Origin of the sequence: Pseudomonas syringae pv. cilantro (assembly GCF_001293775.1) — a bacterium.
GTDB lineage: Bacteria > Pseudomonadota > Gammaproteobacteria > Pseudomonadales > Pseudomonadaceae > Aquipseudomonas > Aquipseudomonas syringae_P.
The window spans coordinates 109879-123308 of the sequence record NZ_LGLN01000033.1 but is presented as its reverse complement, the minus strand read 5'-3'; the positions used below and the strand labels follow the sequence as shown (position 1 = coordinate 123308).

The following is a 13430-nucleotide window of genomic DNA, read 5'->3' as shown; positions in this document are numbered from 1 at the left end:
CTTACGTCGCAATCGGCGTCGTCAGTGCCATCGCGATAAAAAAGCGCTTTCGTTTATGTGCAGTTGCTGAGAGCAAGGCATGACGAGGTGTTGCAGCACAGATGTGATGCTGCGCAGGCAGCGAGTTACTTCGACTCGCTGAGCATCTGGCGGATCGCGCTGACGAATACTTCAACTGGCTGCCCGCCTGATACGGCGTACTGGTCGTTGAAGACCATGGTCGGCACCGAAGTGATGCCTCGCGACGTCCAGAGCTGTTCGGCTTCGCGGACATCGGCGGTGTACTCGTCGCTGTCCAGAATCGCCTGAGCACGCAGACGGTCCAAACCCACCTTCTGCGCCACGTCCGCGAGGGTCTGATGATCGGAAGGGTCTTTCAGCTCACTGAAATACGCCACAAACAGCGCTTGCTTCAACGCGTGCTGCTTGCCTTCCTGTTCGGCCCAGTGCAACAGACGATGCGCATCGAAGGTGTTGTAGATGCGTCGCTCGCCTTTGCCAAACGTGAAACCCAGCTCGGCACCGCGCTCACGGATTGTCTCGTGAATGGCGTCGATCTGCTCAGGCGTGGAGCCGTACTTCTCGGCGATGTGCTCTTTGATGTCCTGGCCTTCAGCAGGCATGTTCGGGTTCAGTTCGAAAGGCTGAAAATGAATCTGTGCCTGCACCTCATCGCCAAGCACCTCCAGCGCCTGATCGAGTGCGCGCAGGCCGATGACGCACCAAGGGCAGGAAACATCGGAAATGAAATCGATCTTCAGTGCAGTTGCCATGACGGGCCTCGTTCAATCAACAAAGGCCACACGATACACCTCTGCCGCCGCCTTACAACTGAGCCAGGCTGCGACCGTCTTCGTGCTGAGCTTTCAGATATGGCAACACTGCGCCCAGCAGCGGCGCCTTGAAGGCCTCCTGAAAACGGTGCGCCAGCCCCGGAATCAGGCGCAGTTGGCTGCCCTGAATGTGCGCAGCAACATGCACGCCGTGCATGACCGGCAGCAACGGGTCAGCGGTGCCGTGAACCACCAGCACCGGCAGACGCAGACGATTCAGCAACTCGACGCGACTGGGCTCGGCAAGAATCGCCATGATCTGGCGTTTGACGCCTTCGGGGTTGAAGGCCCGGTCGTAGGAAACCGCAGCCTGATGCAGCAACTGCTCGCGATCATCCTTGACCTGCGGGCTGCCCAGCGCGGCAAGCAGATCAGCTTGCTGTTCGATAGCCACTTCCCGGTCAGGCGCGCCGCGACGTGCCAGCAATTGCATCAGTGCCGCGCTGGGCATCGGCAACCCCTGGGCGCCGGAACTGGTCATGATCAGCGTCATACTTTCAATGCGCGACGGGGCTATGTCGGCCAGATGCTGGGCAATCATGCCGCCCATGCTCGCACCCAGTACATGGAACTGGCGAACCTGCAACGCATCCATCAGGCCCAGTGCATCGTCGGCCATGTCGGTCAGCGAATAAGGTGCCGACACCGGCAGGCCGAGCTTGTAGCGCAGCACTTCGAACGTCAGGTTAGCGTCGGCCGGCTGCTGCACCCAGGTCGACAGACCGACGTCGCGGTTGTCATAACGAATGACCCGATAACCCTGCTGACAGAGCGCGACCACCACTTCGTCCGGCCAGTGGATCAGTTGCCCACCCAGCCCCATGACCAGCAGCAAGGCAGGGTCGGATTCGCTGCCGATACTTTGATAGGCAATCCGCACTTCCTTGAGGTCAGCAAACTGCACAGGAGTATTGATATCACAACGATCGGCCGCAAAAGACGGCAAGCCGCACAGAATCACGGCCAGAAAAATTAAAACCCGCATGAAAAACACCAAAAAACAGATCCCCAGTAAGCCGCGAGTCTGATGATGTTTTGCCAAGCGCGCTGCCACAGTTGCGTGACAGTTTGATGAATGGCGCCGAGCGGTCGTTAAACCGTTTCGGACTATGCGGCGGCCTGATCGGCGACCATCAGGTTTTCACCGAAGCGCGCACGCGCTTCCAGCAGCGATTCATGCCCCCAGCTTTCATGTCGGGCACATTCGCCCAGCGACAGCACCTTGTAGGTTGGCAGGCGATCGAATACCGAGGCCAGTTGCTCCGGCACACTGACACTGTCCAGATGCAGGCCTGCGACCGGCAACAACGCTGCAACGCCAAGATTGCAACGCAGGTCGCCGTCATACGTGGCCACCAGCTTCTTCAACGGCGAATACTGAAGGATGTGGTAAGCCCGCTCGAAAGCGTTGGTCCATGCCAGCGGCAAGTCCAGCGTCAGGATGGGTTCGTCGATCTGCACCCACTCGACGCCTCGCGCCGCCAGACGCCCGAAAATTTCGCCATAGGCGGGCAACAGCTGTTCCAGCAAGTCGAGCCGATCGATTTCACGGCCTTGAACCTCTCCTAGCCAGAGCAGCGTCAGCGGGCCGATCAGCGCCGGCTTGCGGCCCTGTTCACAGGCTTCTTTGACGCTGGCCAACAGTGGCTGCCAGTCCGGTTGTACGCGTTGACCGAGGTTCAGTTGCGGCACCAGTTGTGGATGATGTGCGCGCAGCCAGGCGCGCAGGTGTGCGCCAGACATGTCACCGCCCGCCGATGCACTCTGATCGTCTTTCCAGAAAGCCTGCAACGCTTGCTGCAATGCCTGATCGGCGCCAATGAGCAGACATTCAGCGTGTGGGGTCAGGGCCATGATGCGTCCTCCATAAAAGATGACGCTATTGTCGACAGCCAACACATCATGAGACAAACTCATTTTTTTCGTGTTGATCACAAATACTATTCATGGAGCCGTGACGGTGCTTGAAATACGCCACCTCAAAACCTTGCACGCCCTGCGCGAGGCCGACAGCCTTGTGGAAGCTGCCGAACGCCTGCACCTGACGCAGTCGGCGCTGTCCCACCAGTTCAAGGAACTGGAAGAACGCCTCGGCATGCCGCTGTTCGTGCGCAAGACCAAGCCGGTGCGTTTCACCAGTGCCGGATTGCGCTTGCTGCAATTGTCCGACTCGCTACTGCCGCAACTGCGCAGCGCCGAACGCGACATTGCCCGGCTGGCGGGCGGTACGGCGGGCCGTCTGCACATGGCTATCGAGTGCCACAGCTGTTTTCAATGGCTGATGCCGACCATCGACCAGTTCCGCGATGCCTGGCCGGAAGTCGAACTGGACTTGTCGTCCGGCTTCTCGTTTGCGCCGTTGCCTGCGCTGGCGAGGGGCGATCTGGATCTGGTGGTGACATCGGACCCGCTGGAATTGCCCGGCATCACTTACGTGCCGCTGTTCACCTACGAAGCGATGCTGGCAGTAGCCAATCAGCATGCACTGACCAACAAGCCCTACATCGTTCCGGAAGACCTGCTCACTGAAACGCTGATCACCTACCCGGTCGAGCGCGACCGGCTGGACATCTTCACGCGTTTTCTGGAACCCGCCGACATCGAACCCGCGCAGGTGCGCACCTCGGAACTGACGGTAATGATGATGCAACTCGTCGCCAGTGGCCGTGGCGTGTGCGGCATGCCGCATTGGGCGCTGCATGAATACAGCTCACGCGGCTACGTGAAGGCCAAACGGCTGGGAGAGAAAGGGCTGTTCGCGACGCTCTATGCCGGGATTCGCGCCGACATGCTCGACGCGCCCTACATGCGCGACTTCCTGCTGACGGCCAAGGACACGTCGTTCTCGACGCTGGACGGTGTGAGCGTGGTTCGATAAAAACTCGCTCGGTAAAAAATCGCGCGATAAAGAGTCGCTCTCAAAGAAAGCGACGCGTGCTCAGATCACGTCGGTTTGCCGCTGGCGATACAGCGGCAGGATCAAATCACGGGTCAACGGGGCCAGATGCAGATCAGGGTGACTGTCCGTCCCCACCCAGACCACTTCTTCGATCTCGGCAGCGGGCAGCACGTGCGCATCGGTTCTGACTTCATACAGCTGACAACGAACCTGGAAACCCGGCTCGTTGGCCGCCGGTGCCGCGAACTCGCCTAGAAACGCTGCTTGCTGCGGATCGATGATCAGCCCGAGCTCTTCTTCAAGCTCCCTGGCCAGCGCCAACGGTGCCGGTTCGCCAGGCTCGATCTTGCCGCCCGGCTGCATGAACGCTTGCGTGCCACGCTTGCGCACCAGCAAGGTCCGCCCGTCGGCGCCGATCAACAGCGCTGCCGCGATGCTGATGATCTTCATGCGAATATTTCCGTCTTCAACAACCGCGCTTCGTCTGCACGCTCCAGCGCCAGCACGATCAGGCGATGAATCAGCTCGGCGTAGGTCAGCCCGCTGGCCTGCCAGAGCTTGGGGTACATGCTGATCGAGGTGAAACCGGGCAGCGTGTTGACCTCGTTGATGATGATCTGCCGCGCGTCGGTGACGAAGAAATCGACCCGTGAAAGCCCTGCGCAACCCAGCACCTTGTAAGCCTGCAACGCGACGTCACGCACCTGATCACTCAGATCGGCAGGTATTTCGGCAGGGATGGCGATGCGCGCCTGATCGCCATTCAGGTATTTGGTGTCGTAGGCATAGAATTCGTCGTTGGCAATGACCTCGCCACAGACACTGACCTGCGGCTCGCGGTTGCCCAGCACGGCGCATTCCACTTCCCGGCCGACGATGCTCTGCTCGATCAGCAGCTTGTGATCAAACTCGAAGCCCAGCGCCAGTGCGGCGGCGAAACCCGCCTCGTCAGACACTTTGCTGACTCCGACCGAAGAGCCCTGATTGGCCGGTTTGACGAACATCGGCAAGCCCAGTTGCGCAACCGCGTCGGCGAAAGCGAGGGTTTCACCACGGGTCAGCACCAGGAACGGCGCAACCGCGATGCCCGCGTCACGCAGCAGACGCTTGGTTACGTCCTTGTCCATGCACGCCGCAGACGCAAGCACATCTGCGCCCACGAATGGAATGGCCAGCATCCGCAACGAGCCTTGCAACGCACCGTCTTCACCAAAAGCGCCATGGATCAGCGGGAACACCACATCGATACTTGCCAGCGGCTTGCCCGTCTCAACCTCGACAAGCTGCCCCCCCGTACTGCCAGGCAGCAAAGAGAGCTGCTTGCCCGCCGCGCTCAGCCTGATCCGCGCCGGGTCATTGGCGTTGACCAGGTAATCGGCCTCATCGAAGCGCAACCAGCGGCCCAGCTTGTCGATGCCGATCAGGGTCAGCGCGTAGCGTTCGCGATCAATCGCATTGATCACGTTGCGTGCCGACTGCAACGAAACCTCATGCTCGCTGGATTGCCCACCAAAAACGATGGCGACTGACTTTTTCAAAGCGGCTACTCCTGTTTTTCAGGCCGCGAAGATAAAAGCAATGCTGCCTGTTAGTCCAGCAGAGGATTGCCCGGACAGCGGAATTTCAGGCAAAAAATCCCGGTCACGGGCAGTCCATGGGGAATGCACGCGACCGGGAAGTCAGAGCGCTCATTGAGCCGCTTCGGTGTCTTTCCTGGCGCCTGAGCCGAAGGTGGCGAAACGCTTGTTGAAACCGGCGATCCGGCCTTCGTTGGTGGTCTTGCGCTGCTGCCCGGTGTACATCGGGTGCGAGGCACTGGAGACGTCGAGCGCAACATAAGGATAGGTCGTGCCGTCGGTGTGCTGATGTGTCCGGTCGGTGTCGACGGTTGAACCGATCAGAAAGTAAGCGTCGGCGGCAGTGTCGTGGAACAACACGGTGCGGTAGGCAGGATGGATATCGGGTTTCATGGCGATCTCTCCGGTGAGTTGACTGCAATCGTTATACAGTAACATAACACTGGATGAGAATGATTGCTGTTGATTGCCTATATTACCGTGCTTGATCGTACCTCCGCGCCTGCATGCTGTTCGGCTGGAACCTGCGCGCCTATGAAGGCGGCGGCGTGTGGTATTTCAATCCGATGGCCGGGCAGTTGCTGTTCATCCTCGGCCGTGCCTGCGCGCTGCGCAGCGAAACGTCGACGACACTGGCCCTGCACCTCGACAGCCTGTATCCCATCAGCAAGACCGACCTTGCGCCGGCTCGATTGCAGCACTTCCTCGCACTGATCTACGTCGTCGCGCAACTGCTGCCGACCTCAGGCAACTGGCTCGAAAACTGGCCCGCCTGGCAGACATGGCAAATGCACTGCCCGGCGATACGTGGCCGATGCAGGTGACAACGGCGATAGCCGGGTTGGGATTGATGATGCTGATTGCGAACGGGTTGGAGTTGAATAAGCGTTTGGGTAAGTATCAGAGCCCCGTCGCCGTTCAAAATTGAAAACATGAACGCAAAAAACTGGCAAAAAATTCGCCAGTTTTTTGAGGCTTTGTTTATGGGGTGCTGCTGACTAGTGTCTGATGGCAGATATGACCGATTTGGCCCTTGTCAGGATAAGGAGTATGGAGCCCCGTGTTTACAGCATAAAAACTGTTGACCGTCCAACGGCCTTCGAAATATTGGGTGCGCCAAACATGTGTCCCCCTGTCTTTTTCGGTAAAAATACCCGCATCGTTGCCGCCGACACAGCGACCAATATCTACGACCGTCCGGACTTTTCCCGATGCGTCAGTCTTTACCAAGCCACCCAAGCGAGATTTGTCAGACGCGGGCAGATCGATCGAGTATGAAGCAATGCCCCCTTCCAAGGGTTTTCCAGTCGAGTCAGCCATGTCGATCTCCAGAATAACCTTACTTATTCCTTGGGCAGACAACGGCCCCAGCGTGGACGCATCAGGCGGTATTCTCGACATGCCGAACGGCTGATCTCGCAAGCGCGCATAAGTGACTTTCGGAAACGAACCCAGTATCAGACCGTATAGGGAATCTTTCTCAAACGGTTTTGCTTCGTTATGAGAAATCCGAGCAATCACATCTTGGCCAGGCGCCAATGAAGAAAGCACAATTTTCTGACCACCGGCAATTGTATTCCATTTGACGCCATCGTGAATTTCCAGTTGCAGCGATCCGGACAGATGCCCTTGAATCAGTACCTTCTGCCCGCGCAACGCAGTGAATCCATAGTAATGGCTGTCCGCCGCACTTACTAAAAAATCCTTGATTATATTAAATTTGTCAGGAAGAACTGTATATTTTGGCTCCACAGACTCCGCTTCTCCTGACTCATTAACACGCCCGACATCCTCCGATCCGTTGACCTGATTTAGGGTGTTCTGATGCGTATCTTGCGCTGTTGCGAGCGAGTGTAATGCGAACGTCAGCAACGAGAAAACCAGAATTTTTGCCATTTTTAGGTTGCTCATAAAACTCTCCTGTTATTAGTAAAAATTACTAATCAGTGACGTAATAGAAATAATACCCAGCGGTCAACCGCCAATCGAAAAATAAAGAAACCTCCTACAAAATAATTAAATTCTCTATTCTTGGGAATATTCCTACAGCTTTATCAGCAAAAGTTTTTTTCAAACATGCCGTTAATAACGGTTGACCATGAAAAAACAGGTGCACTATGAATATAACTCCGAACTACATCACCGCACAGGAATGGCAAAGCCTGTTTGAGAAAAAAGACCCTGCTGTCTTGGTTCCTATGACCAAGCTCTCCATCGAGCCAGAACCAGCAAAACAGCGTGACCCGAACGCTGAGTTTTACCGCAAGGAGGAAACACCTTGGTTTGCCGGATACAAGAAATCGGAAGAAGGCCGCGCCGCGCTAGAAAACATGCTTGAAGAAACAGCGACAGACATTAAAAACGAGTATTTAAAAGCCGAAGTCAAACAATTTGATAAAACAATATACCGCATGTTTGATGATTATCATGAATTCAAAGAGCAACTTCGCTACTTGAACCCTGAGCTGTCAAAAAAGCATTTCGGCTTTACCTTGGGTTTTAATGAGCAGATTCAGGTGACCGATCCCGACGAGGTGCTTACCCCTGCTGAATTTACGTACCTGACAGAGGCGCTGAACTCGCGGGAGCAGCTGAAGAATGATTTGAAGGCCCATGCAAAAATCGTGATGGGCCTGCTTGATCACTATTCGGAAAAATTTGACAGCCAGTACAAACTCAATCTGGAAAACTACAGCAAAGTCATCGACTACGGGCAAATATTCAGCCGTAATCATATTGGCAACTATATGGACACCATAATCTATCAGATTGAGCGCAATGCGCCAAAGCATGAGGACGAGGAAGAGCGAAAGCCCCTGGTCGATATTCATGCTTGAGCGACTCAAGCAGGATTCAGCCGTGACGCGGATCACATGACGTCACTCTTTCGGATTTTTTCCACATAGTTATCAGCCCACGTTTTTCCTGAATTTTCCGTTAACAGAAAGACTCAATATTCAGCAAGGAGCTAGATATGAACATCCCCCCAGCAAATGCTGCGTTGATAAAGCCCCAATCTCACGTCCAGAATGCTGCGCAGCGAGTACCCACGATACAACCGCCTGAAACTCATCCGACGCCAGGAAGAAAAGAAGCGTTTGCGAAGGCATTTTACACCCGGGAGGATGAGCCTTGGCTAAACATCTTCTATAGCTATACTGACCATACAGCGTCAGAGGTAAAAACTGAAATGCGCCGCACGACCAAACAAGAGTACATTGAAAGTACTTACGGATGGTCCGCATTAGAAGCAGAGATCCAATCTTGCCATTTTCAAAAATTCAGAAATGAACTTCTGGACCTTCGACCTGATTTGGCAGGCGCGAGCTTCAGTTATACGCTGGGAGACGATGCAGAATTAAAAATTATAGATATGAACAAAAAGCTAGGTGAGCATGAACTGAAATACCTGTCTGACGCCATCAATCAGAAAGCAGAGTTCAAGGAATCTGCCCGCAAACAGGCCAAGTTAATAATGACGCTTGTGGACCACGACACTGACACATTCAACGGACAATACAAACTTGACTTGACGAACTTTCAGGGTGTTATAGACCTAGGCTCGATAGCAGCGTGCAAGAAGAACGACCCTCGCGACACCTGGATAAACCAAGTCAGGCAACATGCAGAAAGAAAAGAGATATCCCTCGTAGACATTAGAATCTGACAAAAAAACGCTCTGCACGGACGATGCCGTACAGAGCGTCTTGATGCTTAAGTTAATCTCTTGACCAATTACTCAACCAGCGCTTGCAAATATGCCCAAACCAATATTTATATGGCTTGTCTGCAAGATCTTTAAGCAGCACATTCTCAGCCCAGTATTTTCCGACTTCGTAGCGAGTACTCCAAGTGTTTCTGCCGTTGCTGTAATGAACGAAATCATCGGCATAGTTCCCTCCTTCGCAGCCTTTGAACTCGATCAAATGCATGACTTTTCCAGCACTATCAGAAATCTGTCGTTTCTCGATCTTATCTTCCTTCACAGGAAACTCAAGTGTAAAATCCAGCACTCCCCCCTCCAGAGCAATCCCTTTGCTGTCAGTGAAAGTCGCTTCCAGCATCGCTTTGGTAAAAGCCTGCGTACCTAGAAAAGCAGGCGTCGTCCGGCCATGCGGAATTGGTAAAAACCCTTCTTCATTATGCAGGTCATACCTCATGTGCGGGTAAGAGCCGAACACCACGCTGTAATCAACACGGTCAAACCTGGCACCTTCGGTCGCAAGAATGCGTATATTCACCTGCGAACCGGCATTCAACCCACTGATTTTCTCTGCTCCATTATGACGCTTGGCCTGCCACTCCCCGCCATCCACCTGATACTCCAGCCTCCACGTCTGGTTGTACCGGTGGTCAGGGGTAGCGATCAGTACGTTCTGCCCACGTACCGCAGTAAACTCATACTGATGAACCGCCGTGGTGCTTTCCAGAATTTTATTGATCTGATGAATCTTATCCGTCAGCACGATCGGAACGGAGTTGCCTTTATCTGGAGCAGTCTGCTCTTGAGGAATCGGTTGCTCGCTGGCGGTAGGCGCGCCCTCTACTTGCGCCGTCGCATGGCAAGACATTGCCAATAGCAATCCAGACACAAACGCGCGACCTGCTTTGTTTTTCTTGTTTTTCATCTTCCTGATCTCATTAGTAGTTATTAATTACGCAGGGCATCATTGCCACTGAAAAACCCGGACGTAATCGGCTGTTAGACTCAAGATCAAGCGATACAAAAGATTATCGGAAACGTCCTACAAAATAGTTAAATCAGATGCTTGACGTCCTACAACTAACGCTTTAACCACCTGATGCGCAGAAACTTTCAGGTCAATAACACTGTCGCTGTAGGACACCTGGCTTAGACGAAAAGCACGCGCCCTCGCGCCCATCCACACTTCACCTCGTTTCAGCTTGAAATCCCTTCGGACATTTTCCCCTGTTATCCTGACCAGCGTCTAAGCTGAGCTCAGGGGCGTTTACTGGATGACCGGACGATCGACTATGGGCGTATTTCGGCATTCCGATAGCAAGCAGGATGTGATGGCAGCCGACCGTCAGGATGACCCACGCACGCCGAAGCGACCGCGTCGCAGGCGATACGGGTGGTGGCTGTTCTGGGGGATTGTGGTGGTGGGTGGGGTGGCGCTGGGCGTTGCGGTGGCGATGGAAAGTCGCAGCTCCAGATTGCAGGCGCGGGAGTTCAGCCGTTTTGCGGCGAACCTGAGCTACTCGATGCAACCCGGGCCAGGCAATGAGGTGATTTATCCCGGTGACGGGCCGTTCGACAAGCGTCTCGGCTATTCATCGCTGGATGATTTTTTGCCGCGCCTGCTCAAGCGCGACTACGTGATCACGCGTCAGACACGCTTTTCACCCGAACTGCGGCGCTACGTGCAACGCGGTTTTTTCGTGCCTTACGAGGAAAAAAGCCAGGCCGGGCTGTCGATCACTGACTGCCGGGGCGCGCCGCTGTATGAGTTTCGTTACCCGCAGCAGTTGTATCCGACGTTCGCGGATATTCCGCCACTGGTGGTCCACAGCTTGCTGTTCATCGAGAACCGCGATCTGCTGGACCCGCAGCAGCCGCTGGCCAACCCGGCCGTGGACTGGCCACGCTTTGCCAAGGCCGCCTGGTCGCAAGTGGCAAAGGTATTTGCCCTGCCCGGTCAGTCCGCCGGTGGCAGTACCCTGGCGACTCAACTGGAAAAATATCGTCACTCACCTGACGGGCTGACACAGTCCGGCTCGGAAAAACTGCGGCAGATGGTGTCTGCCAGCGTGCGTGCGTACCAGCCCGGTGAGCAGACCCTTGCGGTACGCCAGCGGGTGGTGCGCGATTATCTGAACAGCGTGCCGCTGTCTGCGGTGCCGGGGCATGGTGAGGTGCATGGCCTGGCGGAAGGGCTGCGGGTCTGGTTCGGGGTGGATTTCGCCAAAACCAATGAGCTGCTGGCTTCGAGCCCCACCGATCAGAAGAGCCTGGCCGACAAGGCGCTGGCGTTGCGCGAGGTGCTGTCGCTGGTGATTGCGCAGCGTCGTCCGTCGCACTATCTGGCCAAGGGCCGCGCAGAACTGGCGGAGCTGACCGACAGTCACATCCGCCTGCTGGCCCAGGCCAATGTCATCGACAAGCCACTGGCCGATGCCGCACTGAAAGCAACGGTCACCTACCGCGACTGGGCGCAGCAGCCGACGATTCAGCCCATCGAAACCAACAAGGGCATCAGCGTCGCGCGTACCCGGCTGTCGAACCTGCTCAATCGCCCGCTGTATGATCTGGATCGCCTTGATCTGTCGGCCACCAGTACGTTGCACGGCGAACTGCAACGCAGCGTCAGCCAGTACCTGCGCGATCTGGCCAACCCTGAATTTGCCGCAAAAGTCGGCCTGATGGGCGAACGCCTGCTGACCCCGGCCAGCACGACACAGGTGCGCTACAGCTTCACTCTGTTCGAACGCGGCGCAGATGGTTCGCGGGTCAGGGTGCAGACTGACAGCACCGATCAGCCGTTCGACATCAACGAAGGCAGCAAGCTGGAACTGGGCTCTACCGCCAAAATGCGCGTGCTGACCACGTACCTGGAAATCATTGCCGAGCTGCACGGGCGCTATGCCAGCCTGAGCACTGCGCAGTTGCGCAAGATCCCCGTCGAAGACCCCGACCGGCTCACTCGCTGGACGGTGGACTACCTGTTGCAGAACAGCGATCGCGATTTGGCGAAAATGCTCTCCTCCGCATTGGACCGAACCTATTCGGCAAGCCCCGCCGAGGCGTTCTTCACCGGCGGCGGCATGCACCGGTTCAATAATTTCCGACGGGAAGACAACGAGCGTATTCCGACCCTGCGCGAGTCATTGCGTGAATCGATCAACCTGCCGTTCATTCGCCTGATGCGCGATGTCGTGCGTTACAGCACCTATCAGGCGCCCAATAACAGCGCTTCGCTGCTCAAGGATGATGACAACCCGCGCCGTCAGGAATACCTGAGCCAGTTTGCCGACCGTGAAGGCACCGTGTTTCTGCTGCGCTTCTGGAAGCGCTACAAAAGCAAGACCACGCAGGAGCGGCTGGATACCTTTCTGGACGGCATCCATCCAACCGCGATTCGCCTTGCCGCCGTGCATCGCTACCTGTTGCCGGGTGCCGATCAGGCTACGTTCAATGCGTTCGTCCGCGCCCATCTGGAAGAAACCCGGACGACGTCGAAACTGACCGACAAGCGCCTGGCCGAGCTCTACAACAGTTACGCTCCGGGTGCTTACAACCTGCCCGATCAAGGCTACATCGCCCGGGTTCACCCGCTGGATCTTTGGCTGGTGGGCTACCTGCTCAAGCACCCGGAAGCGCAATTCAAGGATGCAGCGGCGGCCAGCCGTTTCGAGCGTCAGGAAGTCTACGGCTGGCTGTTCAAGAGTCGCCACAAGGGCGCACGCGACAGCCGGGTGCGGACCATGATGGAAGTCGAAGCGTTTCTGGACATCGAGCAACGCTGGCAGCGGGTGGGTTATCCGTTCGACCATCTGGTGCCCTCGCTGGCGACCGCAATCGGCAGCTCGGGGGATCGTCCGGCAGCGCTGGCCGAGTTGATCGGCATCATCCAGAACGACGGCATTCGTCTGCCACCGGTGCGTATCGACAGCCTGCATTTCGCCGCCGACACCCCTTATGAAACCGAGCTGACCATCAACCCTGAACTGGGTGAGCGGGTCTTGCCGTCGGAAGTCGCCGCAGCCATGCGTGAAGCCTTGTCGCAAGTAGTGGACGGCGGCACCGCCAAGCGCGTGCAGGGCACGTTCAAGATGCAGGACGGCAGCGTGCTGGCGATGGGTGGCAAGACCGGCACGGGTGATAACCGGATCGAGAGCATCGGCGCGGGCGGACGCATTCTCAGTTCCAGGGCGATCAACCGCACCGCGACCTTCGTGTTCTATATCGGCGACAACCACTTTGGCGCATTGACCGCGTTCGTCCCAGGACGCGCTGCCGAGGGCTTTCGCTTCACCTCGGCGCTGCCGGTGCAGGTGCTCAAAGGCATGGCACCGATCCTGACGCCGTATCTGGAAAACCATGGGCAAGCCATGTGCAACACCCGGTTACCCGAGCCGCCCAAAGGGGCCTGACGCATC

The 13430-nt window shown here is 56.3% G+C and carries 12 protein-coding genes and 1 pseudogene; 5 read left to right on the top strand and 8 right to left on the bottom strand.

Features of this window, described 5'->3' with window-relative positions; translation table 11 throughout:
* Positions 1-125: 125 nt before the first annotated feature.
* The 3 genes from ABJ99_RS07540 to ABJ99_RS07530 all read right to left on the bottom strand — a co-directional run bounded on the left by ABJ99_RS07540 (position 126) and on the right by ABJ99_RS07530 (position 2687).
* Positions 126-773, bottom strand: coding sequence for a DsbA family oxidoreductase (locus tag ABJ99_RS07540; RefSeq protein ID WP_054085286.1), 648 nt, complete (start codon positions 771-773; stop codon positions 126-128).
* A 52-nt stretch (positions 774-825) separates the two neighbouring features.
* The gene (locus tag ABJ99_RS07535; RefSeq protein ID WP_080378098.1) at positions 826-1818 is read right to left on the bottom strand and encodes an alpha/beta fold hydrolase; all 993 of its coding nucleotides are present in this window, start codon (positions 1816-1818) and stop codon (positions 826-828) included.
* A 122-nt stretch (positions 1819-1940) separates the two neighbouring features.
* On the bottom strand, positions 1941-2687 hold the full coding sequence (locus ABJ99_RS07530; RefSeq protein WP_054085772.1) for a 5-methyltetrahydropteroyltriglutamate--homocysteine methyltransferase: 747 nt from the start codon (positions 2685-2687) through the stop codon (positions 1941-1943).
* Between the two features lie 106 nt (positions 2688-2793).
* Between ABJ99_RS07530 and metR the strand changes: the two genes are divergently transcribed.
* Positions 2794-3711, top strand: coding sequence for a transcriptional regulator MetR (gene metR / locus ABJ99_RS07525; RefSeq protein WP_054085285.1), 918 nt, complete (start codon positions 2794-2796; stop codon positions 3709-3711).
* A gap of 60 nt (positions 3712-3771) precedes the next feature.
* Here metR and ABJ99_RS07520 read toward each other — a convergent pair whose 3' ends face one another.
* From ABJ99_RS07520 to ABJ99_RS07510, 3 genes are all read right to left on the bottom strand, one after another.
* A complete protein-coding gene (locus ABJ99_RS07520) occupies positions 3772-4182 on the bottom strand; it encodes an NUDIX hydrolase (RefSeq protein ID WP_054085284.1) in 411 nt (136 codons plus the stop codon).
* Entirely contained in the window at positions 4179-5270 is a 1092-nt protein-coding gene (ddlA, locus tag ABJ99_RS07515; RefSeq protein WP_054085283.1) for a D-alanine--D-alanine ligase, read from the bottom strand. Before ddlA ends, ABJ99_RS07520 begins: the two co-directional genes overlap by 4 nt.
* A gap of 150 nt (positions 5271-5420) precedes the next feature.
* Entirely contained in the window at positions 5421-5702 is a 282-nt protein-coding gene (locus ABJ99_RS07510; RefSeq protein WP_054085282.1) for a type B 50S ribosomal protein L31, read from the bottom strand.
* Positions 5703-5818: 116 nt separating this feature from the next.
* On the opposite strand from ABJ99_RS07510, the pseudogene opgC reads away from it, so the two are divergent.
* A pseudogene (opgC, locus tag ABJ99_RS07505) lies at positions 5819-6237 on the top strand (OpgC domain-containing protein); the annotation flags it as partial.
* 53 nt (positions 6238-6290) lie between these two features.
* Here opgC and ABJ99_RS07500 read toward each other — a convergent pair.
* The gene (locus tag ABJ99_RS07500; protein ID WP_054085280.1) at positions 6291-7220 is read right to left on the bottom strand and encodes a hypothetical protein; all 930 of its coding nucleotides are present in this window, start codon (positions 7218-7220) and stop codon (positions 6291-6293) included.
* Positions 7221-7426: 206 nt separating this feature from the next.
* Between ABJ99_RS07500 and ABJ99_RS07495 the strand changes: the two genes are divergently transcribed.
* Positions 7427-8146, top strand: a complete 720-nt coding sequence (locus ABJ99_RS07495; RefSeq protein WP_054085279.1) for a hypothetical protein — start codon at positions 7427-7429, stop codon at positions 8144-8146.
* A gap of 137 nt (positions 8147-8283) precedes the next feature.
* Positions 8284-8976 (top strand): hypothetical protein, encoded by a 693-nt coding sequence (locus ABJ99_RS07490; protein ID WP_080378070.1) that lies wholly within the window; start codon positions 8284-8286, stop codon positions 8974-8976.
* A 52-nt stretch (positions 8977-9028) separates the two neighbouring features.
* On the opposite strand, the gene ABJ99_RS07485 is transcribed toward ABJ99_RS07490, so the two are convergent.
* Positions 9029-9937, bottom strand: coding sequence for a hypothetical protein (locus tag ABJ99_RS07485; protein WP_054085278.1), 909 nt, complete (start codon positions 9935-9937; stop codon positions 9029-9031).
* A 367-nt stretch (positions 9938-10304) separates the two neighbouring features.
* Here ABJ99_RS07485 and ABJ99_RS07480 point away from each other — a divergent pair, with 367 nt between their 5' ends.
* Positions 10305-13424: a transglycosylase domain-containing protein gene (locus tag ABJ99_RS07480; RefSeq protein WP_054085277.1), complete on the top strand. Its 3120-nt coding sequence runs from the start codon at positions 10305-10307 to the stop codon at positions 13422-13424.
* The last annotated feature ends 6 nt before the right edge of the window (positions 13425-13430 follow it).